Origin of the sequence: Spongorhabdus nitratireducens, from assembly GCA_947387575.1 — a bacterium.
GTDB lineage: Bacteria > Pseudomonadota > Gammaproteobacteria > Pseudomonadales > Endozoicomonadaceae > CANDOC01.
The window spans coordinates 252,286-279,168 of the sequence record CANDOC010000001.1 but is presented as its reverse complement, the minus strand read 5'-3'; the positions used below and the strand labels follow the sequence as shown (position 1 = coordinate 279,168).

Annotated in this window: 17 protein-coding genes; 6 read left to right on the top strand and 11 right to left on the bottom strand. The window is 46.4% G+C overall.

The window, feature by feature from the left end; genetic code table 11:
* The 5 genes from ACYZZ0_RS01140 to ACYZZ0_RS01120 are packed head-to-tail and all read right to left on the bottom strand — an operon-like array spanning position 1 to position 4,469.
* On the bottom strand, positions 1-1,488 hold the full coding sequence (locus ACYZZ0_RS01140; RefSeq protein WP_461534730.1) for an asparagine synthase-related protein: 1,488 nt from the start codon (positions 1,486-1,488) through the stop codon (positions 1-3).
* A complete protein-coding gene (locus ACYZZ0_RS01135) occupies positions 1,488-2,183 on the bottom strand; it encodes an arylamine N-acetyltransferase (protein ID WP_461534729.1) in 696 nt (231 codons plus the stop codon). The genes ACYZZ0_RS01140 and ACYZZ0_RS01135 overlap by 1 nt, the downstream gene beginning before the upstream one ends.
* On the bottom strand, positions 2,184-2,936 hold the full coding sequence (locus ACYZZ0_RS01130) for a polysaccharide deacetylase family protein (protein WP_461534728.1): 753 nt from the start codon (positions 2,934-2,936) through the stop codon (positions 2,184-2,186).
* A 26-nt stretch (positions 2,937-2,962) separates the two neighbouring features.
* Positions 2,963-3,934, bottom strand: coding sequence for a hypothetical protein (locus ACYZZ0_RS01125; protein WP_461534727.1), 972 nt, complete (start codon positions 3,932-3,934; stop codon positions 2,963-2,965).
* Entirely contained in the window at positions 3,912-4,469 is a 558-nt protein-coding gene (locus tag ACYZZ0_RS01120; RefSeq protein WP_461534726.1) for a TIGR00725 family protein, read from the bottom strand. Before ACYZZ0_RS01120 ends, ACYZZ0_RS01125 begins: the two co-directional genes overlap by 23 nt.
* Before the next feature lie 243 nt (positions 4,470-4,712).
* Here ACYZZ0_RS01120 and ACYZZ0_RS01115 point away from each other — a divergent pair, with 243 nt between their 5' ends.
* Positions 4,713-4,976: a hypothetical protein gene (locus ACYZZ0_RS01115; RefSeq protein ID WP_461534725.1), complete on the top strand. Its 264-nt coding sequence runs from the start codon at positions 4,713-4,715 to the stop codon at positions 4,974-4,976.
* A gap of 552 nt (positions 4,977-5,528) precedes the next feature.
* Here ACYZZ0_RS01115 and ACYZZ0_RS01110 read toward each other — a convergent pair.
* The 3 genes from ACYZZ0_RS01110 to ACYZZ0_RS01100 form a co-directional block, all read right to left on the bottom strand.
* Complete coding sequence (locus tag ACYZZ0_RS01110) at positions 5,529-5,801, bottom strand: type II toxin-antitoxin system TacA family antitoxin (RefSeq protein ID WP_461534724.1); 273 nt, start codon at positions 5,799-5,801, stop codon at positions 5,529-5,531.
* A 241-nt stretch (positions 5,802-6,042) separates the two neighbouring features.
* Positions 6,043-7,911 carry a DEAD/DEAH box helicase gene (locus ACYZZ0_RS01105; protein WP_461534723.1) on the bottom strand — a complete coding sequence of 623 codons (1,869 nt, stop codon included), beginning with the start codon at positions 7,909-7,911 and terminating at the stop codon, positions 6,043-6,045.
* A 38-nt stretch (positions 7,912-7,949) separates the two neighbouring features.
* Positions 7,950-9,125: a hypothetical protein gene (locus tag ACYZZ0_RS01100; protein WP_461534722.1), complete on the bottom strand. Its 1,176-nt coding sequence runs from the start codon at positions 9,123-9,125 to the stop codon at positions 7,950-7,952.
* A gap of 557 nt (positions 9,126-9,682) precedes the next feature.
* On the opposite strand from ACYZZ0_RS01100, the gene ACYZZ0_RS01095 reads away from it, so the two are divergent.
* Positions 9,683-10,018 (top strand): hypothetical protein, encoded by a 336-nt coding sequence (locus ACYZZ0_RS01095; protein ID WP_461534721.1) that lies wholly within the window; start codon positions 9,683-9,685, stop codon positions 10,016-10,018.
* A gap of 117 nt (positions 10,019-10,135) precedes the next feature.
* Here ACYZZ0_RS01095 and ACYZZ0_RS01090 read toward each other — a convergent pair whose 3' ends face one another.
* Genes ACYZZ0_RS01090 through ACYZZ0_RS01080 form a run of 3 tightly spaced genes read right to left on the bottom strand, consistent with a single transcriptional unit; the run spans position 10,136 to position 14,538 of the window.
* Entirely contained in the window at positions 10,136-11,251 is a 1,116-nt protein-coding gene (locus ACYZZ0_RS01090) for an HNH endonuclease (RefSeq protein ID WP_461534720.1), read from the bottom strand.
* Positions 11,251-11,958: an OmpA/MotB family protein gene (locus tag ACYZZ0_RS01085; protein WP_461534719.1), complete on the bottom strand. Its 708-nt coding sequence runs from the start codon at positions 11,956-11,958 to the stop codon at positions 11,251-11,253. The genes ACYZZ0_RS01090 and ACYZZ0_RS01085 overlap by 1 nt, the downstream gene beginning before the upstream one ends.
* A gap of 6 nt (positions 11,959-11,964) precedes the next feature.
* Positions 11,965-14,538 carry a hypothetical protein gene (locus tag ACYZZ0_RS01080; RefSeq protein WP_461534718.1) on the bottom strand — a complete coding sequence of 858 codons (2,574 nt, stop codon included), beginning with the start codon at positions 14,536-14,538 and terminating at the stop codon, positions 11,965-11,967.
* Between the two features lie 482 nt (positions 14,539-15,020).
* Between ACYZZ0_RS01080 and ACYZZ0_RS01075 the strand changes: the two genes are divergently transcribed.
* The 4 genes from ACYZZ0_RS01075 (at position 15,021) to ACYZZ0_RS01060 (ending at position 26,795) form a co-directional block, all read left to right on the top strand.
* Positions 15,021-17,900 carry a DEAD/DEAH box helicase gene (locus tag ACYZZ0_RS01075; protein WP_461534717.1) on the top strand — a complete coding sequence of 960 codons (2,880 nt, stop codon included), beginning with the start codon at positions 15,021-15,023 and terminating at the stop codon, positions 17,898-17,900.
* 2 nt (positions 17,901-17,902) lie between these two features.
* On the top strand, positions 17,903-22,855 hold the full coding sequence (locus ACYZZ0_RS01070; protein WP_461534716.1) for an Eco57I restriction-modification methylase domain-containing protein: 4,953 nt from the start codon (positions 17,903-17,905) through the stop codon (positions 22,853-22,855).
* A gap of 140 nt (positions 22,856-22,995) precedes the next feature.
* Positions 22,996-25,488, top strand: a complete 2,493-nt coding sequence (locus ACYZZ0_RS01065; protein WP_461534715.1) for a DEAD/DEAH box helicase — start codon at positions 22,996-22,998, stop codon at positions 25,486-25,488.
* Between the two features lie 98 nt (positions 25,489-25,586).
* Positions 25,587-26,795, top strand: a complete 1,209-nt coding sequence (locus tag ACYZZ0_RS01060; RefSeq protein WP_461534714.1) for a hypothetical protein — start codon at positions 25,587-25,589, stop codon at positions 26,793-26,795.
* Positions 26,796-26,883 lie beyond the last annotated feature (88 nt).

Here is a 26,883-nt window from a genome sequence, read left to right as displayed (position 1 = left end):
TTATTTGGTTTTATACTTCCTGTATCTCGTATCAATCATAGAGTCAAAAGCTGGGTATGCGGAAAAGTAATCATGTTTGTAAATCTCCCTTTTGCCCAAAACACCTTCAAAAACCACCTTTAATGCATCTCTTTCCTTCCCGCCATAATTCTTGACAGCTTCAATAACCTGCCTCTGTAGACCACTGGTTATATCAAAAGGCTCCTTTGGTGCATTAATTATATTGTCAGGTAAAAGCCCCCTGAAATGTTCTCTTAACTGAATTTTGCCGATTTTTCGTTCACTGCAGCAATGATGTACAGCCTCCATCGAAAGTGCATGTTGAATTACACGCTGATCCAAAAAAGGGCAACGAGCCTCAGTCGCATGATGAGAGCAGATTAAATCAAGACGCCTGAGTTCAGTGAAGTGAAGGTCAGCTATCAGCCTGGACCGCAATTGCTCAGGATCATGATGGCCGCTATACATTGCCTGATAACCGCAAAAGAACTCATCTGCCCCCTCCCCTCCCAGTAAAACTCTCAGGCCATCATTGTGAATGGCTCTGGATAACAACATTGTTGCAATACCATTTGACACAACAGAGGGGTTGTAGCTTTTGACAATTTTGCATACGTCTCGAATAAGCTGCAGTATTTCTCCTGAGCAAGAGGGCTTTATCAACCTGACTCTTGACTTATCAATTGCCAGGAGGCGTATAAGGCTATTGACTTCCTCCGATAACTCCTCGCCCACCACATAGTAATCAGGTGTCAGTTTGAGCTCCGTTTCAAGGATATAGGTGATAATTGAGCTATCCAGCCCACCACTCAACGCAACAGCAAAAGGCTGGCCCTCCGGAGCCCTTAATGCGACAGCGGCTCTTAAAATATCCCGAATATCCGAAGTTTTGGTATTTCGCAGCGTGAGATTTATATTTTCAACAGCCTTGACCATACCACTCTCAAAACAAATGTGATGTAGTCCGGGTCGCAGAACTTGCAGGGATGTTGTTTCATCCGTGAAATAATTACTCTCGATCCCCGTTCCAACATGCCAGCCGTTCTCGCTATTCCAGAGCAGGAGTGGCTTTTTTCCCGCTTGATCCGTAAACCCCTGGCAAATGCCTGTTCGCTTGTTTATCAACAACCCAGCGTACATGCCCAGCGATCGATTGAGAGTACTCTCTAATCCAAAGTGCAGAAGGTGCTGAAAAAAAACCTCTGAGTCATTCAGAGCAGAGGTATCACACCCCGCATCAACGGCTAGCTCATGATAATTGTATATTTCTCCATTTATCACCAGTAGCCATTCATTCGTTTCAAGTGGCTGACTGGCAGCAGGCTTTGTGATAAACAGATGCGCAAATTCTACAAATAACTGGAGGCTGCCAACCTTCAGTTTTCTTGCCTGTAATAAGTCTGGTCCTCTCGCCAGAGTATCAATACCAACACCCGTGAAACATTGTGAGATCTTATTTGGGTACGCGCTGACAACAAAACCACACATCAGTGCTGCCCCTCAAAATGACGCTCCAAATCAGGAACCAATCTCATAAACTTCGTTTTACTCACCTGCCTGATTAACTCCTGAGGTGACACGGCACAACATTTTGTTCTTTTCCCCGTTTCAAACACAAAAATATGATTCCCTGCCACACGATAAAAACGGGCGTTTTCAAGCCAGCATAAACGCAATTCTTTACTGAATGGCAATGGAGAGGCATAACGACTGTCATACTTCGCAAGGATATCCAGTTCATCCTGCTCAGCCAGAGAGATACGATTCATATCCCGCCATTGCGTTCCATCATGCCTTTTTATAAGTATGTGCTCTGAATCAGCCATGATTTGAAACACTATACCTGCGACTTTATGAAGAACTTGATGCTCTTGGTTCATCGCTGCGGGCCGGGCTACATAAACGGTGGGCCACCCACTTCCTGCATCCACAAATAATGCAGAGCCCTGATAATCAACTCTGACCAGCCGGTGAGTCAGCTCCCCGGTCATACAAACTTCTGCTTCGCATAAACGTGAACACAGCCTGGCCTGATTCAACGTATCTTTCAGCTTTAAAGCCTGATCAAAACAGGTTCCACCAACAACTGCCTGCTGCCTGTTCAATAGGGTCAGGTTGTGGAAAGGAAACACCTGCATCTGCTCATGAAGACATCGTTGCAGAAAGGACATCAGATTGTTCATCTAGGTGTCTTCCTTTACATGAATTCTTCTATGAACCTCTTTGCAAACAGGCTTGCAGTCCACACCCAGCAAATATTTTGAATATTGGCTGCAAATTTCAACGGTACGTTCATCATGAGCGCCATGAGGAAAGCAGATAGCAGGCTGTTTTGAAATCCCCAGGGATATAAGCCAGTCCAGAGACTCCTGTAGTTCCTTTTCCAGAATATCTTCCGGCAATGAAGAAAAGATTCTATGGCTACAGCCATGTATTCCAAGCCCGATACCTGAGTCAACAAGCTCAGAGAGTTGTTGTTCAGTTAAAAACAATTTCTCAATCAGTCTATCCTCAGCGATACCAAATAATTTCGCCCTCAGAAAACGGTATCGCTCGGAGGAAAGGCGTCTGGCTATTTTCTTTATCCGCCCATTGATAATTGAGGCCCTCAAATCTGCTGGCATCGCATCAGACATCATTAGATTTGCTGCCATATCATCTATCGCTGAAAACTGCTGCTGCGAAAAATTCCTTACCGGGAAAATTGTTGCTGTCATACCTCGCCGTAACAGCTCTTTTATTGCACGAAAGTTATCAGCATAACCATCATCAAAAGTGATAAACACACTTTGTGGAGAGGCTTTCCCCAATGCAGAAACAGGCAGGGTTTCACAACCATCTGCCTCAATTTTATCCAGCAGCTGAATAAACCTGCCCCAGCTGATAGCAGTTCGACGCTGAAAATAATAATTGTCCGGATCATATTCCTGCAGCACCCGGTGCAACATCAAAACTGAGGGCATTACGGGTTACCCTGCAGGTCCGGCACTATGGAGAAGATTCGGCTCCCTTCTGCCGTTGAGAAGTCATAGAACGCCTCTATCTGAAGAGAGGACAGACTGATTTTATAAATACCCGACCGGCTATCCTCTATAGCACCTTTCAGCCAGCGGGTTCTATTACTTTTCTCATAAATAGCCGTAATGCCAACAAACAACTTATCCCCGGAAATATACATCCCCCTGCACCAGCCTTGGTGAGGTGCATAAGCAAACAAGTCTACAACCGGCTCAAAGACCAGCGGCTGGTTTATGGCCGCACGATAGATCGTCCCGGATACCGTAGTAACCCACAGGTAATCACCATGAACAAAACCATCATGAGGCTGCACAGGCAACTTTGAACTGATAACTTCAAGGGTCTCCGGATCCATCATTGCTCTGGCTCCGAAGCTGGTTGCAATTATCCGCTCTTCCAAACCCTCACCGGCTTTAAAAACATGGTTGAAGTGCCACTTGTCCGGCCCCCGGCGGCTATGAAAAGGCAAACCGGAACAGGGAGAATCAAAATAGGGGCCTGATACCTCATAGTCACCCGTTACTCGCTGTTTCCACTCCTGTTCTGACAAGCCATCTATTCGCTGAATCATGTTAAGTCTGTCATCAAAGACATCAATGCTGTCCCTGCCTGTATTTGCAAGGTAAATACGATTCTTGCTAACACTCAGATGATGGAGGTCGTTGAACTCGGAATCTTCCACCACTTCAACAACATTCCAGGAATCATACTCAAGCTTGATCAGGCGATTGAAATCACAAGCAACAAGATAATCATTATCCAGCCAGGATAAACCGGTGATCCCTTTACCGCGTACTTCTTTATTTGAAGATGGAAGGCTGCAGATTAACTTCTTAACATTATTTTCAGTGTCTAACTGCCATATTTCACTGCGTGGTTTGCCAAAAAAATAGCTAACGGGCACCAGTAACTTCATTATTGTGACCACTATTGATTATGCCTGCACGATCGACGTGTTTTTCTAGCCCGGAAAGTGTTTTTTCCAGCTCGTGCATATTATGGATGTGATATAGCGCCGCGTTGTGACGATCATCTAGATAATCAGTTGTTAACTTATCAGCCCAGCCACTGCTTCCCTTCATCAACAACACGGGTTTTCCTATTTGGGATGCCAGTGCTATCTCGCTCAGAGTACCTGCCCCGCCACCAATAACAATCACCGCAAAGCCACTGGCCACAACCAGCTGATTGCGGCCGATATCCAGCCCTGTCGGTATGGTTATATCAATAAATCTATTGGCGGATGACGCATTATAAGAAGGTAGTATTCCTACAGTCGAACCACTGCCTTCAACACCTTTGAACCCCCGGCAGGTTTCTTCCATAACACCGCCAAGACCTCCGCAGACGATGCTATACCCTCGCCTTGCAAGTGTTTCCCCGACGTGCCTGCACATTTGTATGATGGAAGGATCTTCTAGCCTGGCATTACCTACTACGGCGACCTGCACACACGCTCCTTGATACTGCTCAAACTAATTATCGTTTGTGTTTATTTATATGATAAAAGCCCGACTTTTTACGGTGCAATATGCATATCAATTAAGATACTTTTTTATTGTGCATAATATTTAAATATCAATAGGTTAACCGTACTGAAGGATATCAACTGCTTCGTCCGCTGTCTTCTTTCGACCATAGCCCCGGATCACACGACACGGTATCATCAACCTGCAGCCAGCCGGATGGTCAGGATGATGCCAAAAAGTAATTTCAGATTTCTCGAGTCCCACAACCCCATTTTCTTTCAGCTTGCCTCAACCGCAGAGCTTATTTTTGCCCACGATCCCAATACGACGCTGGTAAAACTACGTCAGCTGGGTGAAGCCATGGCGCAGGATCTTGCGGCTCGTGTAGGTATTGATTATGAAGAAATGACTCAGGCCGAGTTGCTGCCGCATGTGTCCCGTCGCATTAATCTTGATGAAAATATCAGAGCCCTGTTCCACTCTGTATAACTGCCAGCACATAGTGCAAAGAAGCCATAGAGTGAATATGACCGCAGTACCCTGTCGCCGCTCTGAGACAGGGACCTATTTGAAGTAGCAGTACAAACTCAAGAATACTTTGCTTAGCAGAATTCAGCTGCAGGAACTCACTCAAACGACTCAGACTCTGGCCAAAAAGACTGTTGTCTCCGGCCTGTTGCAGAGCCTGCTCGAATTCTGTAAATGCCTTTTCCAAACCTACAAGCACCCGCTCAGTATCAAAGCTGTAATGATCCGGGTGTAAATCCCCCGTGAGCCCCAGAGAGTTTAATACAATACCTTCTATATCTTCTCTGTCCACAAGCCGATTAAAGCCTGCCAACTCCAATATGACCCGTAAGCTCCAGATTTTTGTTTTCAGAAGTGGTACATGGTTTTTGCGCGCTGTTTCAGTGCTTATATGAACAATCACAATGAGACATCTCTCTGCCTGATCCCGTAAAGCTCCCATGGTGGCTCAGAGGAACGACAGAATATGTCCCGTGTTAGAAGTGCCTCATTCCCTCAATTGAGCTGTCTGTATTATTGGCTTTTCTTACGATACATATTACTGGCTTTAAGAAGCTCATTATTGGGATGGCAAGGCTCATTAAGCGCCTGAGCCATCTTCTCTGTATCCCTGTCACTTAGCTCCAGAATATTCTCACGGTCTATGATTTTACGAGCTTTATCGGTGGCAGCCTTGAGCATAAACGAGTTAATACTGGACTCACCACAAAGCCTTGCCGCTTCTTCCAATAATTCCTGTACTTCAGCACTGACTGGTATATCAAGATGAGATTGAGAGTGATTCATTGTAATATCCTCCAAATCAGCGGAATGTAACAGGAAACACATTTTCTTCTGGGCGCTATAGATCAGCATCAGCCCATGCCACAAGTATATGACTCTTCGGTATCACACATTTCCTTATGGCTATGTCTTCCATAGCCACAAAAGCAGCCAATACTGCTCTGAAGCAGTCAAGGTCATTATGAAAAATCATGATTTGCAAAGAGTGAGCTGAAAAAGGAGATTACCAGAATATTTCCCTATTTTAACAGTAGTCAATCGATACCACCCTCGGAATCACTTCATCTGAACCTATTTTTTTCGATAAAGAATGATATAAATACTTACTGTTATTCCTGATTTTTTCAGCATTTAAATGCAAAATATTTTTCAGTACCACTCCGGATTTATCACGTATCGAAGCCATTCTGCATTGTTTCAAGATACCAAGCATATCAAGTACAGGGGCAAGAGTACTAATAAATTGAAATATATCTCCTGCGGCATATGATGAATATGTTTTTCCATTTACATCAATATGAAACAAAATACTGAAGTCTGTTAAAAACTTTAGCTTGTCGCTTCCCACCACACATTTATATACAGGCTCTCCTCTATAGCTTTTTGCTAACCTCGCGGCATCTCTTATTAGCTCAAAATTTTCGGTATTACTCATACCACACATAAGGCAAAATGGAGCATTTTTTGGCGTTTCATGCTTACAATAATTACATGTATCGATGCTATTGATACTACTTTCACAGCCAGAGCAAAAGTCAGAAGATTTTGGATTTATCTGACCACAAAACTTGCACTTTTTGGGTTCCAGATATGTATCACAAAATTTATACTCTCCATCTTGACCCTTGATCAAATTGAGACACTTGTCACTGTTTGATAAATTGGCAAACTGGCATGTCGGACAAATAATTTTTTCATTTTTCTTCTCTGATATACTTCTATGCTCAATTGGTAATGATAATTCACCCTTACCGATTTTATTGCCCAGCAATGCGGAAAGATCAGCATCTTCGCTAAACCTCTCAACATTATCGGTAAAATCCATAAGCAGGCACGATTTTTTCCCGGGATGCAATCTCATTCCCCGACCAATAATTTGTCGAAATAACGAATATGAAGCTGTGGGTCTGAGAATTGCCAGAGTAGTTATATTTGGTGCATCAAAGCCAGTAGTAAGTACAAGTACATTAACCAAGTACTTAATGTCACCATTCTTAAACTTTTTAATGTAGCTATCGCGTAAGCTGGTATTTGTGTCTCCAAAAATACATGCCTTACTAGAAGATGGTATAATCTCGTATATCATTCTAGCCTGATACCTTGTTGCAGCAAAAATTATGCATCCACCATTTCGCTGGTCTGCATTTCTGATAATTCTTGCAACAGACGCTCTAATTTTTGTATCAACATCACATATTCTTGCGATTTCATTTTCTTTAAAATCATTACTGCTTACATAAGCCCCTCTGGCCACAAACAGAGTTTTCGCATCATTTACGTACTCTATTGGTGATAGATATCCCTGAGCCGTTAATGTTTCCTCAGAAATATCAATGAGACATTTCTTAAAAAATGCTTCTTTACCCTCATATATAGGCCAATTAAAGTAATCACTACCTTGAGGATTAGCCTTCAAGCGAAATGGTGTAGCTGTGAGTCCTACTACCGGAACAACAGGATTAACTTTTTTGCATGCAGAGACTATGTGCTTTGCCTGAATTGTGGCTGACCCCTCTTCAAGACCCCATTGATGGCACTCATCAATAATAATCAGATCAAACCTTGGATAAGCTCTTTCATCAAGATTTACAAGACTTTGAGCCGAAGCAAAGACTGCATCCATATGCAAAGATTTTTGATTCAATCCAGCATTATATATTGATGGATATTTTCCAGTCACATCAAGATACTTTTGAGCATTTTGCTGGCAAATTTCCTTATTACGCGAAACAACTAGCACTTTTTTAGAAAGGCGCTTTATAACCTCAGCAATAATAATTGACTTACCGGCACCGGTACCTAGTACCGCAACACTATGCGATTCAAAACCACTACTGACTGTCTGCAATATCCTAGATACAGACTCATTTTGATATGGACGCAGCTTATACATCTATTCGATAACCTACCAGATAATAAATTACAGCTTATTTACAACTTGCTAGATAAAAATTTTGCTCTAGGGTTATCATTTAGAAAACTCAACCTGAACTTCCTTATTAAGTCCTTACTCTGGTTTGTCCGAACTAGCGACTCAATAATAAATTCCTTGCTAGCCTCCAAGGTTGATGGCAAATTTGACAAATAGTCATTTCTTACTTCTTTTGCAATCGTTTTATCAATAACAATTTGAATTTGTTCTGGATCCCGAAAAAGATCCTGGCTCCAGTTATTGTTATTCATGGCACGCATAAGTTCTTCTTTTCCTACATGCCTTACAACTGGATCGTCGTATGAACTGAAACGCACACCATATGTGAGCGCCTTTATCAGAATCGAACAATCTTTCAAAAATTTCACTTCATATTCTGTATGAGCAGTATCGGTCTTGTTCTGCTCATTACTCCTAATGCAAGGGTTCTCGCTACTCTCAGCAATCACAACAGCACTATCGTTTCTTGCGCTATCACTTTGATCTGAAGCGATGTTATTCAAGTTAGCATCAGAATCTATTTGTTCAGATTGAATATTAGATCGAATAGTGCTTTTATCTGAGCTTTGAACCTCATTAGGTTCATCTTTTACAAAAAAACCATCTAAACCATGCTCTTTGATGTAAGCATTTAGTTCATCAGTACTACAACCAAGAGCACTTGCAGTTGAGGCCATATCATGATCAAAGACAGTCAAGGTGAGCTTGACAGTATCCTCATCTAAAGGTGAATTTTGATTTTCTCCAAACTCTTCAATTACAGGCTTAATCTCGGACTCACCTTTGGACACATCCATACTATTGGACAGATTTTTCTCACATTCTTTTTTTGCTTCATCCAACTGTTTTAAAAGTATTTCTTTATCAATTTTCAGCTTTGAAACTTCAGATAAAAGCTCAGTATTTTGCCGCTGTAATTCAGAAAATTGATTCTGTAGATTTTCCCTCTGCTCCTGACAAGTCTCTAGAGATAAACGTAAAGACTTGTTTCCTTTATCTTGATTTTTTTCTGATGCTGCATTGTTCTGTATCTCTCCTAGAATGACACTATGAAGCGAACATAGATATATTTTATTATTTTCGGTATCGGCTCCACCAAGCTCCAGAGGAAGAGCATAATATGTATTCATAACACCATTGCTGTTGCCACAAAAGGCACAACATTGAGATTTCATTTTTTATTTCCATATCAACAAGCACGCCAAAATACAAAAACAGTAGTAATAACACAATTGAAAGTTACCACATCATTTATTTGTATTTTCACACATTACTCTACGGTCTTGCCCTTTATACTTTTAACATTTTAATTCCTTTATTCATTTTTTTAAGCTCTCAACATTTGCAAACAGAATAACTTCAAGATAATAGAGTTTATTGTTTCTGAAACCGTGGTCCTGACTCGTTATCCGTCCAGGTGAGGCTTTGATAGCAGACAGCAACCAGCTCTTTATGAGGCAGAACACGACTGTATCCGAATTCGTAATAATCCTTATCGCGCCCACTATTCAAGGATTCTATATGATCAAGTAGTGCTTTCAGTTCTTTGCGGTAATGCATCACTATTACTGCTAATCAGTAAAAATAAATTAAAACGCTCTACTCGGCACTGACCTCTATCATTCAATATTGTCAGAATATTATCCTGATCAAAATCAGAGCATTGACCGCTGTGTTAGATATAATTGTTGTACTCCTACACTAATGACATTCAATTCATAGTTGTTAATCCATGTCTGCTATCCATCGCGCTGAACTCACCCGTTTTTATGATCACTCTATCTTCTGTCCTTTTTGTGGTCAGAAAGTTATCGATATGGAAACCGGAGGTGATGCTGGCATACATCCATGTCCTCATTGCCTTTTTGTCGCCACGGATGCCGGGTTTGAATACCGGTCGGAACGCTTTGACGAAAATATCAACTCCCAGAAACTGGATGAGGATGAACTTGAAGGCAGCATAGATGAACTGACTGACAGGGTAACAATACCCGATGCGGTTAAATTTGCAGCTTATGTGCCGGCTCCCGGTTTCCTTGGGTGTTATTATGGCTTTGCTCCCAGGTAGCGTACTGGCTTTATAGCAGCACCGCCGTAGTGGCCAGGTAGTCTAATGAATAGTCTGGTTAACATCTCTTTATACATCAGACTACCTTCGTTCAGGCGGCAAACTTTTATATCCGGACTATCTCTTTTTGCTAAAGAATTCCATAGCCTGTTCTATACTCTGCAAATACCAGCCATCCACCTCAACAGGTTCGTCTATATAAATACCGAACCTGGTATCAGGCCATGCCAGTTCCAGTTCCGCTACAACTCTTCCCTTGTCATTGGTCAGTTCATATCCAACTTCAGGAGGAGAATAGTTTCTGTGTCTTGCATGATCCAGAATGCCATGTACGGCTGTATCCGCATACTTTATAGCCTGTTCCCAGTCCTGAAGCCCTGAAAGAATGAGCTGCTGCTCCCTTCTCAGGCGATTTAACAACTGAGTTTCTTCATGACGGATAAACATATGGTCATGATGGGGCTCTTTGCGGTGACAGTCGAGGCACAGCACCATCAGGTTGGCATCAGAGTTATCGTGTTTTACGCCATTGAGGTGATGTACATGGAGTAATTTTTTATGTTCTGACAGGTCAAGACTGCATTTCTGGCAGGTAAATCCAGCAGTTTTTCTGACCTTATAGGACACATCCTTCCAGTCATCCGTATATCCTGTTCCGGTATGACTAATACCTTTGGGCAGGTGCTTGAACAACGAACTGTAGGTCGAGAAGAAATCACCGATATCAAAAGATTCAACAAGCCGGCTGCGGCCAGCACCACCTGCATTCGCAGCACCCTTGTAATTCAAATGACTCAGGCACAGCTTGCAGACATTGAGCCTCGCAATACCCTCTACAGCTTTACCACTCTGAACCGAACCATAGATATTAAAATCTCCACTCAGGTTATTCGTAACCTTGTAACGATCAAAACGCTTTCTCTGCCGCATTTCATGAAGCTTGCGACAATCCGCGATATGAAACTTGTTACCACTGCCGGGATCAGCCAGAACATCTTCAATACGGTAGCTGTGATCAGGAATAAAAAGCAGAACCTGTCGACCTTTTACACTGAGAAGTCCCTGTTCGGGTACCAGATCTTCCAGACTGATTTCAACACCGGAACTGCTGAGTTCCTTGTCAAACTCAGTCACTGAGTCATCCCACACTTCCCCGAGATCAAAGTCGGTGTGTTCAGCACCCATTTGCTGAACACTGGCCCACAATGCATCCAGTTTTACTGATAACTTCATCAGGCACGTTCCAGAATGCGTTTAATCTGAATATCAGAGTTGGTAATGACCCTGAAACTGACACGTCTTGACTGAGCCCGGTCTTCCCTGCCTTTTTCATCATAAATCAGCCTCGACGAGGACAACCCTACAGCCGCAAGATGAGATTTTATCCAGTGCCTGAACGGTCGGCTGCTTGGCATACTGTAAACGTAGTCCAGTACCGACCGTGTACGCCCCTGGGACAACTCCATATTTTTGAAATAGGCTTCACGGTCTGATGAATACCTGCTCCACACGCTGCTGGTATGTCCTTCGATACGAACCTCATTAATCGAATCCTGAAAAGGTTTCAGCACTTCCATATAGCGTGGAAAAAACTCATTCAGCAGAGATTCATATTCATCGCTCAACTCAATCTCTCCGGTTTTAAACAGCACATCCGGAGACTTGAAAGTAAACGTAAGAGTTTCCTCGTCTATATCCGCATCCCACTTTTGAAGATCTTTTTCAAATTCGGTATTCAGAGCATCAAAAATTGCCACCTGGTTTTCCTGGTAGGCAACCGCAATCTGCTTGATTTTGTCCCGTTCACTGAAAGCATTCAGCATCAGAGCAATGGAAATAAACAGAAAAACCATCATCAAACCAGCCATCAGGTCAGAGACCGACAGCCAGTGATTTTCTTCCTGCTCATCATGCCCGGGGTTTAATAATTGGTGCATCATGGTCTGTTACATCGCTTGCCTGGCTGCTTTTACCTGACTGATCACCTTGCCCATATCCCGGGTCAGGCTGCTGTAGTCACGGGTGAACTGACCGCTGATAGATGCAAGGGCTTCACCCATGGACTGCATCACCTTGGTAACTTCCTTCTCCATGGCCTGGTCAATCATCTCAACTTGCTTTTGTACCGATTCACCGGTATTGCTCAGCGCCTGCTGAATGCTCTTTTCCAGGCCGGCAAAAATACTGTCAGCTCGCTGGCGATGCTCCAGTGCCTGCTGCTCAATAGTGGAAGTCAGACTCTTCTGAACAGTGTCTATATTCTGACCAAACGTGGTTAGCAACGTACCAGACTCTTTCGCAAAATCGGCACTGGCCTGCCTGAAGCTTTCTGCAACCTTGTTATTTCCTTCAGCCAGTTCAGTTACCAGCTTGTTATTGGAATCTTTCATCTCGGAGCTGGTTACACGGAATTCTGTTAGCAGCTGGTCTCCAGCCGTCTTATAGGCATCTCCAAGCTCTTTGCCACCCTTCTGCAAATGAGTAATCAGACTTTCTCCAGCTTCGGTAACGCCGGTTGTCAGTGTGTCACTGCCTGCTTTCAGGCCATCAACCATTGCTTCGCTGACTTCGAGGAAGCTCTGGTTAAATTCCTTACTGCCCTGCTGTATGTCATTCACCAGCCCTTCTCCGGCTTTAGTGATATCGCTAGCTAATGCATTACCGCTGACCTGAAGCCCTTCGACCATTTCATTACCAGCAGCAGTAAAGTTCTGACTGAATTCTTTACCACCCTGAGTCAAGTTCATCACGAGGCTTTCCCCTGCCTCACTGACGCCTGCTGCCAGGGTTTCTGCACTGGCCTTCAGTCCGTCAACCAGTGTTGCATTGGCATCGATATAACTCTGATTGAGTGCCTTCCCACCCTGCTGGAGATTTGTAACCAGACTTTCTGCGGCTTCATTCACCCCGGAGGTTAGAGCCTCACTACTTTTCTTAAGCCCCTCAACCAATGCTTCATTAGCATTGGTATAGCTCTGGTTAATAGCTTCCCCACCCTGCTGCAGATTATTAACCAGGCTGGCACCGGCTTCAGTTACCCCGGTCGTCAGTGCTTCGCTGCCCTTCTTAAGGCCATCAACCAGCGTTTCATTGGCATTGATATAACTTTCATTCAACGCCTTGCCACCGGTTTGCAGTTCGCTGACAAGGTTTCGCATATTGTTGTTAATATCTTCCAAGGTTGCCTTGAAGTGATCCTTGATCTCAACACTGGAATTAGCGGTTTCCGTAGCAGCATCATTCAGAGCGCCACGGGTGCGGTCTACGGTGTCGCGATAGTTATCCGCACTTTCAACAACCACCAGTTTCAGTTTGTCAGTACTTTCCTGAACTCCCTGCGCCATCAGTTCATTGGCTTCTCTGGCACCGGCAATGGCCATATCAATCTGACCCCGGATTTCAGGTACCGCCTCAACAGCTTTGTCCCGAACCGATTCAAACGCACCCAGATGACGAGATAACTCTTCAATCTGGTGCTGGTTAACTTCCATCACCTTAACAAGATCATCCATCGCCCCTGGAATGGACTGTGCTTTCTCTCCGATATGAGCAACTGACGATTCGGTTTCACTGATTGCTTTTACACCCAGATCATACTGATTCTTCATGTCTGCAAGCTGGTGTTTATAGTTTTCCTGCCAAGTCACCAGCTCCAGAACGGCATTATTAAGATGCTTGAAGTTCTCGCCAAACTGCTCAGTCAGATTATTATTAAAATCCTGAATGACTGATTTCAGTGCCTCAATGACCTGCTCGGTTGCAGACTTTGACATCATGTCGGCAAAGTCCTGAAGTTTGATCCATAGGCGATTTTCGAACTGTTTAAAGTTATCACCCTGCACTGACAGGTGACTGTTTATTTCTGCCAGCACCCCTGCCGTCTGGGTAAGATGCATATTGAGATGCTTTTGGTTATCACTCTGTTCAAACCGCAACAGTTTCAGCTGGCCCAGGAGACTTCCATCATCATTACCACCAATAGACCGCAGAAGCTGATCAATACCATCTGCCTGCCGTTGGATAACCTGTTGTAGCTCGCCAAGCTTCATATCCTCAGTGCTACAAATGGCTTCTTTCAGATCATTAATATTCTGAGCCTGCTCACCCATTAGTCTCAGGTGGCTAAGATAATCGGCAGCAGTGATTTCTTCCCCGGTATCCTTGTTATCTTTTGAGGTTATCCAGCCAGATGCACTAAGCATTTTGAACAAAATGGACAAGAGCATGCCTGACAAACTGGTAATAAATGCCGTTTTCAAACCTTCCAGCAAAGGTCCGATACTGGTGTCGATATGGGCAGTATCAAAGTCCAGCAGACCAGCAACAATCCCCATAAATGTCCCCAGTATCCCCAAAGAAGTAAGAAGTGTGGGCGTATACTGAGTAAATGCATGGGCTTTATCTTTTATCTTGCACCCTACGGCAAAAAAGAACACAAAACCCAAAACAGCAAGAAAGCCATCAGTCAGTGCAGACGCTCCGGCGTAGGTAATAAATGACTCAATTGGGGAAGAAAGCACAGGAAATCTCGCATTATGTGAATGCAGGCACTGCAAAATACTGCAGAAGTAATACAACTCAATAGGATATTGAGATTTAGACGTATATTTTAGTCACTAAGAATTCTGCGGCTATTGTTGGATGTATTCTAAGTGATGCTTTGTTTTTCGATTATGCACCCAACGATACATATTTTTACATAACGACCTTCGCATACTCCTGCGCTTCTCCTTTACCAGAGCAGAAACATCGCTTTTATTACTTCAGAATCAAAAATAAAATAACCCAATGTTACGCATATACACTTCTTCATGTTCCATAGTACAAAGAGTATGATCTAACGGTTTTTACAGCCTTCCCCCTTTCTGATCAGCAGCTACCGAGGCCCATGCTTGACCGGCAGTCAAAATATACCGGTAAAACCTCCGGGCGGTAGCGTTTCTGATACTCTCCATCCTGTTATAGTACTGCTTATAAAGCATTTTCCTTTCCGGAACACTCTATGCCAGTTACCAATTACGCCCCCGGTGCCCGGGTTGAAATCCGTGATGCCGAATGGGTTATTCGTCGTGTCGATCCAAGTTCAGATAAAGGCTACCAGCTGACCTGCGATGGTATCTCTGAACTGGTGCGCGGCAAAAGCTCGATTTTTCTCACCCAGCTTGAAGATGACATTAAAATTCTGGATCCGGCTACAACAAAGCTGATGCAGGATACATCCAATGCGTTCGAACAAAGTCTGCTTTATATAGAAAGCCAGTTACGTCAGGCCACGCCTAATGACGAACAGATTCATGTCGCCCATAAAGCCGCCATGAATGAAGTACCCTATCAGTTTGACCCCGCACTGCAGGCACTGAAGCAACCGCGCCAGCGGATTCTAATTGCAGATGCGGTGGGTCTGGGTAAAACCCTTGAAGCCGGGATTCTGGTTACCGAACTGATGCAGCGCGGTCGCGGTCAGCGGATTCTTGTACTAACCCTGAAAAGCATGATGACCCAGTTTCAGAAGGAATTCTGGAACCGCTTTACTATCCCGTTGACCCGGCTTGATTCCAACGGTCTGCAGCGGGTTCGCAACCGTATTCCGGGCAATCACAACCCGTTTTACTATTACGACAAATCCATTATTTCCATTGATACCCTTAAGCAGGACAACGAGTTCAAGCACTATCTTGAACAGGCCTACTGGGACATTATCGTTATTGACGAGGTTCACAATGTGGCCGACCGTGGCACCGGCTCCCAGCGTACCGAGCTGGCCCAGTTGCTGGCTTCCCGATCTGACACTCTGATAATGCTGTCGGCAACACCTCACGACGGTCGCGCCCGCAGCTTTGCCAGCCTGATGAATATGCTGGACCCGACGGCTATTTCCGACCCGGAAGAATACGGCCGTGAAGACTTCCAGAACAAAGGACTGGTAATCCGCCGCTTCAAGAAAGATATTCAGGATCAGGTAGGCGACGAATTTAAAGAACGTACTGTCCACCGCCTGCGCCATCAGGCCTCTCCTGAAGAAGAAGCCGCCTACGACAAACTGCTGGAAATTCCGTTTACTTACCGTGGGGAGTTTGACCCGGAAAAACAGGGCCACCTGATTCGTATCGGCCTGCAGAAAGCCCTGTTTTCATCTCCGGCAGCCTGTCTGACATCCGTAAACGAACGCATCAAAAAGCTCAGCAATAACGGCAATATCAATGAAGATATCCAGTCTGAAATCAATGCGCTGGAATCGTTCAAACTGGCCCTGAACAACATTGAAGGTCACTGGTCGAAATACGATGCCTTTATCAAGCTCCTGAAAGGCAAAGCGTTTGACTGGAGGAAAACCAATACCGAAGACAGGCTGGTCATCTTCTCCGAACGGCTGGAAACCCTGCGTTTTCTGGAGCAAAGCCTCAAGGCCGAACTCAAACTGAATGATGCCCAGATCACCCAGCTTCACGGCGGCATGAGCGATATCGAACAACAGGAAATTGTTGAAGCCTTCGGTAAGCCGGAAACCAAACTGCGGGTACTGCTCTGTTCCGATGTGGCCAGTGAAGGTATCAACCTGCACTACCTCTCTCACCGTCTGATTCACTTCGATCTGCCCTGGTCGCTGATGGTGTTCCAGCAGCGTAACGGTCGTGTAGACCGGTATGGCCAGAAGCATGATCCGCATCTCTATTACCTGATAACAGAGTGCGAGAACGAAACCATTCGCGGCGACACCCGGATTCTGGAAATCCTGCAGGAAAAAGATGAGCAGGCTTACAAGAATATCGGCGACCCGGCCACCTTTATGGGCGTTCACGACACTCAGGTTGAGGAAGAACTGACCGCCGGGGCCATGGCCGAAGGCATGGATGCCAACGCCTTCGACCGACAATACCAGCCCGATGAAAGCAACGAAGGTGATGATCTGCTGGCCGCCTTCCTGAGTGAAGATCCTGTACAGCCGGAACAGAAGCAGCCGGCGCTGCCGCTGGCCAAAACTTTCAGCCTGTATGAAAACGACTACCGTTTTGTAAAAGACTCTTTTGAGTTCCTGAACCGTCAGCAGCGGATGGCAGAGGTCAGCTATCAGGACCACAACCAAACCGTATCACTGACGGCCCCGGAAGACCTGCGGGAGAAATTCCGGTTTCTGCCCTCGGAAGTCTGGCCGGAAAACGGACACTTCGTACTCACCTCCAGCCGGGACGATTACGAAAACGAAATCCAGCGCAGCCGCAATGATGAACATGCCTGGCCGAAAACCCATTACCTCTGGCGCCGACATCCGGTCATCGAATGGCTGCAGGAACGGATGCTCGGCAATACCGGCCGCCATGAAGCGCTGGTTATGGGTTTGAATACTGATCTGGCAGCAGATGAAAGTATCTTTCTGGTTTCTGCCCTGATTCCCAACCGCAAAGCCCATCCGGTGATCTGGAGCTGGTATGCAGTCCACTGCAAAGGCAGTGCTGTCACTAAAATCACTCCACTGGATGAAACCCTGGAACAGTTGGCGCTGGGCAAAAAGAAGCGCCCCAATACCGGCCAGCCGGTCAACCTTGAGCAACTGAACAAACTGCGACAGCCGGTTGTCGATGCCGTTAAAGAATCCGTTTTGCAGCAGCGATCGGATTTCGAACAGGCAATGATTCCAAAGCTGACCGCCCAGCTGCAAGAACTGAAACATCTGCGCTCCGCTCAGGAAAAACAGCTGGAAATCACCCTTGAACGCTCCCAGCAGAGTGCGGCCTTTAAAGACAGCCGCCGCAACCAGCGTATGAAAAAGATTGACGACGTGTTTACCGAATACCTGCACTGGCTCGAAGATACCCTGAAAACCGAGCCCAGCCCCTATATCCAACTGATTGCTGTTCTGGCCTCCTGCCAGCAGGAGGTGTAATCATGGCTGTTGCCGACAATGCTGCCAGCTTCCTTGGCATCAACAACGAAAACGAATTCTACAGCGCTCATTACCTCTCTGAAGTCTTCAAAGGGGATATCAGTGACACCCTGAACCAGTGGAAAGCAAAAGAAGATGCTGACAGGGAAGACGACACCCTCAGCCGGGAACAGCGGTTTGTTCCCCCTTACCAGCGACTGAAAAATCTGGCAAAGCACTACTTCGCCATGCGCGAACGCAGCCAGAAGGAACGCAGTAACGCCAGAGCAATCAACCTGCAGCGGGAAGTGTTTAAAGAACTGCTGTCCGCTATGGATATTCCCTGGCAACCCCATAACCGGATCGTCGGCAAAGATCTGGAACTGCCGGTGCTGGCAACACTGCCTGCCGGTGAAACCACCAACCCGACACTCTGGGTGCTGGGCGCACTGGATATCAATAAAGAAGGGCTGGACCCGCTGGCCCTGAATCTGCACAAAGAGCAGTTTATCGGTGACGGCCCCCAGTTCGACAGCCTGAAAGAAACCAGCTGGTACGAGCTGATTAACAACACCGTATTCAAACAGGACGCCCCCCCCCGCTGGGTGCTGCTGCTCAGCGACCGCCAGCTGGTACTGATCGACCGTTTCAAATGGCTGCAGAACCGGATGCTGCGCTTCGACTGGGATGAAATTCTCGGCCGCAAGGATGACCAGACCCTGAAAGCCACCAGCGTCCTGCTGCACCAGTCCAGCCTGGTACCGTCAGAAGGCAGCAGCCTGCTGGATAATCTGGATGAAAACAGCCACAAGCATGCTTTTGGTGTTTCCGAAGACCTGAAATATGCCCTGCGCCAGGCCATCGAAATGCTCGGCAATGAAGCCGCGGAACAGCTGATCCAGCGAAAGGATATTTCTTTCACCGGCAAGTCGGCGCTGGATGCCGACAAGCTCAGCCGGGAATGTCTGCGCTATATGTACCGGCTACTGTTCCTGTTCTATATCGAAGCCCGCCCGGAACTGAAGTATGTCCCCCACCAGAGCGAAGCCTGGCGCAAAGGATACAGCCTGGAAAGCCTGCGGGATCTGGAACTGGTCAAACTCACCAGCGAAGAAAGCCGCAAAGGTTATTACCTGCACCATTCCCTGAGTCAGGTGTTCCGGCTGATTCACGAAGGCTACAACAGCGAACAGCAGCACACCGCAGCGCTGGACTGGAGCGAGCGCGGCCTGCACAACACATTTGCCATTGAAAAGCTGGACAGCCACCTGTTTGACCCCGGCCGGACACCCTATCTCAACAAGGTGCAGTTCACCAACGAAACCCTGCAAACCGTTATCCGTTTAATGTCGCTCACCCGCGAAACCAAAGGCCGCGGGCGCAAACGCCGGGGACGGGTCAGCTATGCCCAGCTGGGGATTAACCAGTTGGGGGCAGTGTATGAAGCCCTGCTGAGTTATCGCGGCTTCTTTGCCGGTCATGACCTGTATGAGGTCAAAAAAACCGGTGATACCCCGGACGAACTGGAAACCGGCTACTTTGTGCCTGCCTGTGAGATCGACGACTATAAAGACGAAGAGAAAGTTTATGACACTGACGACAACGGTCATAAAAAACTGCGGGTACATGAAAAGGGCCGGTTTATCTACCGGCTGGCAGGCCGCGACCGCCAGAAAAGCGCCAGTTATTACACCCCGGAAGTGCTCACCAAATGTCTGGTGAAATACACCCTGAAAGAACGGCTGGAAGGGCTGAAAGCCGACGATATTCTGAAACTGACCGTCTGCGAACCCGCTATGGGCAGCGCAGCGTTCCTTAACGAAGGTGTTAACCAGCTGGCGGAAGCTTATCTGACCCGCAAGCAGCAAGAGCTGAATACCCGGATTCCCCACGAAGAATACCGCGATGCCCTGCAACAGGTCAGAATGTATATTGCCGACCGCAATGTTTACGGTGTGGATTTAAACCCTATTGCGGTGGAACTGGCGGAAGTTTCCCTGTGGCTGAATGCCCTGTCCAGCGCCAATCAGGTGCCCTGGTTCGGTTATCAGCTGTTTAATGGTAACTCGCTGATCGGCGCACGGCGGCAGGTTTACAGCCCGACATTGCTGACCAAAAAAAGAAAGCAGGAGCGCTGGTTTAATACCGAACCCAAACGGCTCGATCCGTTAAACCCAAAACGCAAAGCGGATCATATTTACCACTTCCTGCTGCCCGATGAAGGCATGGCCGGGGTCAGTGATAAGGAAGCCAAAAAGCTAAAGCCCGCGGCTTTTGAGCGGATCAAAAGCTGGAAAAAGGATTTTATCGAGCCGCTGGAAAGCTACGAACTGGAACTGCTGACCAGCATCAGTGAGTCTGTCGACAAACTCTGGAAACAGCATACCGATACCCTGCGGGCCGACCGTAACCGTACTGAAGACCAGTTTGCCATCTGGGGCCAGAGCGATAACGGCAGCCACAGCACCACCACGGCCGAAAAAGACCAGATTCGCACCAGCGGTATTTTCAATAACAACGCCAGAATCGCCTCGGCCTATTGTCGTCTGAAACTGGTGATGGACTACTGGTGCGCCCTCTGGTTCTGGCCGCTGGATAAAGCCGAACTGCTGCCGGACCGGGCCAGCTGGCTGTTTGAGCTGAACCTGATTCTGCAGGGCGAAGTGTACAGCTTCCAGCCGGAGCAAGGGGGACTGGCACTGGATCAGCCTGTAAAACCTGAGCCGGACAGCTTTACCAAGCCGGTTACCGATCTGTTTGCCGATGATGAGCCACAGCTAAACCTGACCGAACAGGAACAGAAAGCCCGGGACGTAAAAACCGCCAGTGGTGAACTGAACCTTGAAAAACTGTTTAAACAATTCCCCCGCTTAAATCTGGTGAATCAGCTGGCGCAGAAGCACCGGTTCTTCCACTGGGAACTGACGTTTGCCGATATCTTTGCCGATAACGGCGGCTTTGATGTGATGCTGGGGAACCCGCCCTGGCTGAAGGTGGAATGGAACGAAGGTGGTGTGCTGGGTGATTACAATCCGCAATTTGTTTTGCGGAAGCTGAGTGCCACCAAATTGCGGGATGAACGGACGGAAGCTTTTGAGCGCAGCCCGGAATTGGAGCAAAGCTGGTTTACCGAGCTGGAAGAGGCGGAAGGGACGCAAAACTTTCTGAATGCTTTTCAGAACTATCCGGAGCTGAAAGGGATTCAGACTAATCTTTATAAGTGTTTTTTACCGCAAGCTTGGCGTTTTGGTTCTCAAGAGGGTGTTAGTGGCTTTGTACACCCGGAAGGAACCTATGATGACCCTAAAGGAGGAAAGCTAAGATCTCTTATTTATCCAAGACTGGCTTTTCACTTCCAGTTTCAAAACGAGTTTACCCTTTTTGTAGGTACAAATGATCATGGACGTTTAAGATTTGGCATTCATGGTTATGGTCAGGCTAAGGATAAAATTTCATTCACACACATATCAAACCTGTATACCCCTTCCACTATTGATAACTGCTTTTCGCATGATGGTGGCGGTCCTGTCCCAGGCATTAAAAATGATCAAGACAAGTGGAATACCAAGGGGCACAAAAGTCGTATAGTTCATGTAGATGAACATACCTTAGAAACTTTTTCCCAGCTTTATGATGAGCCGGGAACACCCGCAACTGAAGCACGCCTGCCAGCTATTCACTCTCAGGAATTGATTTCTGTACTGGAAAAGTTTGCTCATCAACCAAGAAGACTAGGAGATATTAATAGTGAGTTTTACGCAACGCCATCAACTTGCTGGCATGAATTAAATGCCCAAAATAATGGAACAATAAAGCGGCACACGTGTTTTCCAAAAACTCTTGAAAAACTAATACTATCTGGACCTCATTTTTTTGTAGGCACACCATTCTACAAAACGCCCCGGTCTATCTGTAGCCAAAACAGCCATTATGATGCTTTAGACTTAACTTGCCTCCCAAATAATTTTTTACCTCGGACAAATTATACTCCGGCCTTGAGCTCAGAGGAGTACTTACTCCGTGCACCTAAAGTATCGTGGGTCGAAAGTAATGAATCCAAACTAAAACTCGTTCTCGACTATTATAGAATTTGCTATCGGGCAATGGTCGGACCTTCAGCTGAAAGAACATTAATTGGAGCGATTTACCCTCCTCATCTTGCACACATCAATGGTGTCAAATCTTATGCATACAAAGATATAAACACCCTGATTCTAGTAGCAGCAATGCACTTTTCACTCCCATATGACTTTATGCTCAAGGCTTCCGGAGTAGCTAACCTACATACAAAACTTGAAGAATATGCATTAATTTCTCCCTCTGCCAATATAAGACTGGCTCTGGCTAATAGAACATTGGGCTGCGTTAGTGTAACAGCTTCATATTCTTCTCTTTGGAAGCAGGGCTGGCATGACAAATTTAAAAGTGATTACTGGACAACTAAAATTTCTATACTCGAAGAAAATTACTTTGCTAAGCAATCGCAAGAGTGGAGGGAACATTCCGCACTGCGAACTGACTACGAACGCCGTCAGGCCCTGCTCGAAATCGACGTTCTGGTCGCTATGGCCCTGGGCCTGACCCTGCAGGAACTGCTGACCATCTACCGCGTCCAGTTCCCGGTAATGCGCCAGTATGAACGGGAAACTTACTACGATACCAGTGGCCGTATCGTCTTCACTCCCAGCAAAGGGCTGGTCGGTGTTGGCCTGCCCCGCAAGGCGGGCAAAAAAGACACCCCGGTTACCGTCGAACATCCAAACGGAGAGAAGGAAACCCGCCCACTGGGCTGGGAAGAGGCTATCCAGCTGGAGGAAGGCACCAAAATCCACCGCACCGTAATGGACGATACATTACCGGGCGGTCCCAGAGAGAAAACCATCACCTACACCGCCCCCTGGCACCTGCCCAACCGGGAAGAGGATTACCGGGTGGCGTGGGAGGTATTCAGCGAGCGATTTGATAACCAGCCCTGATTCCTTTATCTGAATATGTACGGCAGCCTTCGCTGCCGTACCTCCGCCCTGATGATTAATCACTGTCGCACAGAGAGTTTCCGGCATTCTTTAAAAGGCCGGAACAAACGCTGGCGACTCTTTGTGTGATATGGAACATCATGAACAGCAGTCACTTTATTATTACTGAAAAATTTCCCCAGCCGGGACTGAGTGCTGAAAAAAAAGTCTGGAATAGTCTCTCCAGGCAATTCGCTTCAGATACCTGTCTTGCCTACTGGCGCTACCCACTTTTTTCGAATGTAGGGGAGCGCCGAAAAGAGCCGGACATTCTGATGCTGCACCAGTCGCTGGGTGTCGTCGTCATTGAAGTGAAGGCATTGAAAATCGACCAGATTACCGGTATCGACGGACACCTCTGGCAGTTCAGAAATTTCTATACCGATTCGGGCAGCCCCTATGAGCAGGCAGAAAATCATCTGTTTGAATTTCTGGCAATGAGTGACCGCCAGCCTGAACTGCGCCGCCGTGTTGCCGGCAGAGCGCTGGTTGCACTGCCCGAAATCAAACGCAGTGAATGGCAGGCAAAAGGGTTTGACAAGCATCCGTGCTGTCCGCCGGTCATTTTTAAGGATGATCTGGGAGAAGGACTGAATGCTGTCATAAGCAATGCTGTAACAGCCCAACCGGGACAGATTCTTGATGATGGCAAATGGCAGCGCCTGTGCAGTGTGGCGGGTAATACTTCTGTTCTTAAAACACCTGATCCCGAGGTGGTGCAAACCGTTGTAACCAAAGCGGATGCTATCGCAAAAGCAAAGCAGACGATTGCCAGACTGGATACCGAGCAGGAAACAGCCGCAAAACAGATTCCGGATGGCCCTCAGCGTATTCGTGGTATAGCCGGTTCCGGTAAAACAGTTCTGCTATGCCAGAAAGCCGCCCAGATGCATCTGAAACACCCTGACTGGGACATTGCACTGGTCTTCTTTACCCGCTCGTTATACGACTCCATCATTGATCTTATTGATCGGTATGTACGGCAGTTCACCAACGGTGAACAACGATATAATTCTCAGACCAGCCGACTCAAAGTCTTTCATGCCTGGGGCGCTCAGGATCAGCCCGGCCTTTATGGTGAAGTCTGCAACAGTGTCGGCTGCCGGAAAATGTTGCCCAGGGAGTTTTCCAGAGAGACTCCCATTTCTGCCCGCCTGGGGTTGGCTATCAATAAAATGCGTAACTGGCTGGAGCAGCATAACCGTACAATTCCGCCAATATATGACGCTATTCTGATTGATGAAGGTCAGGATCTGGTTTTTGATCCTCAATATAAAGAGCACGGTGTTCAGCCTTTCTACTGGATGGCATACAACTTCTGCAAGCCGGTGAAAAAACAAGAGCAGCAAATAGCGCTGTTTGAAGCGGAAGCAGAAACGGTTCAAACCAAACGTAAGGATTTCCGTCGCCTGATATGGGCCTACGATGAAGCCCAGTGCCTTGAATCTCCCATTATCCCCAAAGCCAGAGAGGTCTTTGGTGAAGAGCTTGGAAAAATGCTTGTGGGACAATACGAAGGCGGTATCAAGCGCAGTATAATCATGCATCGCTGTTACCGTACTCCGGGGCCGATTCTGACAGCAGCTCATGCGATTGGTATGGGCTTAATGCGTGAACAGGGAATGATTTCAGGCGTAACCAACAGGGAGGCATGGAAAGATCTTGGTTATGATGTTTCCGGCCGGTTCACTTCCGGTGAGCAGATATGCCTCCAGCGCCCTGCTGAAAACTCACCGAATCCGATCCCGGTAATCAGCGAACTGCCGTCGGTTGAGCTTAAGTTCTATCAAAACCGGCAGCAGGAAGCCCAGGAAGTAGCAAATAAAATCCAGAGCGATATTCAGCAGCATAAGCTGACGCCCAAGAAGCAGCTACTGATTGTCGTTTTTTCAACGGAATCGGAGCAACTGGTAACCAGCGCCCTGAATCAGAGAGGCATTAATTATTATATTCCGTCTGCTACTCAGGCCAACACGCATAATATACGCTGGCCTGACAATGACCCTAACCGGTTCTGGCATCAGGGCGCTGTAACGGTTTCACGGATACACCGGGCCAAGGGCAATGAAGCCGAAATGGTTTATGTTATGGGACTGGATGAAATCGCCCGAAATGAAAACAGCCAGAAACACCGCAACCAGCTGTTTGTAGCTATGACCCGAGCCAAGGGCTGGCTTCATATTTCCGGTATGGAAATGACATCCCCTTTCTACGATGAATTCCGCTCTGTTCTGGAAGCTGATGGAAAATATCAGTTTATTTACAGGAAAAAGCCTCTTCGCGACCTTTCCGATCTGGATCTGTCTCCTGAATGGAGTGAGGTGACCAAAGAGGTACCCGATGATTATCATTCGCTGATAATAAAGCTGGCTGATCATGTAAAGACGCCGGTTTTGTCCTATGAGATTACTGCCGGAGACCGTGTGGTAGCTCAGCCCTTACTTTGCTGGCCGGATGAAAGAGTGGCAATTGTTGAGTTTTCGGAACAGCTTGATGACTTTAAATCATTAAAGAAGAGTGAGAGCTGGACCGTCATGACACTGGCACGAGCAGTAAAGAATTTTCCGAAACTGATTAAAGCTCTCAAGGGCTGACATTTGACTGAACAAAGTTCTCTGTACTCTCAGAGAACTTTGTTTTCTCGACTCAACAGTAGCGTTAAACTTCCCTCATTTAGCCGGAAACCACAGTCATGGCTATTACCACACAGACTCCGGAATACTTCTATTTTCAGTCACTCGAAGAAGTTGTGCCCTTTGTAAACAGCGAAAAAGAACATATTTACAGAGTTTCATTATCCCCGTTGCTAACAAAAGGCGCCGCATTATCTGATGACAAATATTTCGGGCTGGGAAGCACCCGGATGGAGTTCAGCAGTGAAGGACTGGAGCAGTTCTGCTGGCACCTGAAAACCAATCCCGCTTTTGTTCAGCAGGCTGAACGTGAAGGTCTGGCTTCAGATATTCTGAACGACAGGCTGTCTGTGCTGAACAAAGAAGGCCTGCTAAAAAACTCTGAGCTCATTATTGATGGTCGTGAGAATCAGATTATAGGTGTTGTATCCAACCGATACTGCGGTTTCAGTAACCTGTCCCTTCTGGAGACAGTTTCTGTCGCCCTGAGCGATAAGCAAGTCCGGCAAAAAAGCTTTTTACATCTTGATTTCGGTAAATTTGAACTAAAAGAAGCCTATAGTTATAACAGCCGTCTGTTCCTGCGTCTTATCTCTACTCACAAGACAGGAATAATAAAGGGCAAAGGTGGTGAAGGAGAGGATATAACCTATACAGGCTTGCAGCTTTCAAACAGCATGGCAGGCGGGCATGCCCTGAAACTCTCTTATTATCTTTACCGACTGATCTGCGCCAATGGTCTTGTTGTGCCAACCGGTAGCCAGGCTGACAGGGTTGTTCACATCGGAACAGCTAAGTCATTCAGTCATCGTCTTGAAAAGGCTGTTTCAAACATTGTCGGTACACTTAAAACCACCCATTCAATGATAAAGCGTTTATACGGCATTGAGTTTGTGTCACTTCAGGCTGTCAAAGCAGGTATTACTGATGATATCTGCAACCTGATCTCTGGCCGGGACCTGAGAAAAGAGTTTGAAGACATGGCAAAGCTTAAGGACTGGGAAAAAGAAGGCATGACCACGGATGAAATAAAGCAGGATGAAGATCAGCTTTTAATTGAGAAAGTCATGAAACACCTTGGAGGTAAGGGAGGTAAGGGAGGTAAGGTTATCCATTCCTTCTGGCGGGATAATGCCAGTATGTTTGACATCATTAATATCTTCACCGAAATTGCCAATTCACTGCCTTACAGGGAAATGCTGGAAACACAGGAAAACGCCGGTCGGCTGGCGGACTTCATTGACAAAAACCGAAAGAAATTTGCCTGAGCTTCGTTTCACAGCTTCCTCATCTTATCGGCTTATTAATTTCAGTTTTACTAAGCGGAGAACACAAAAAGGCAGTTCAAAAAACCTT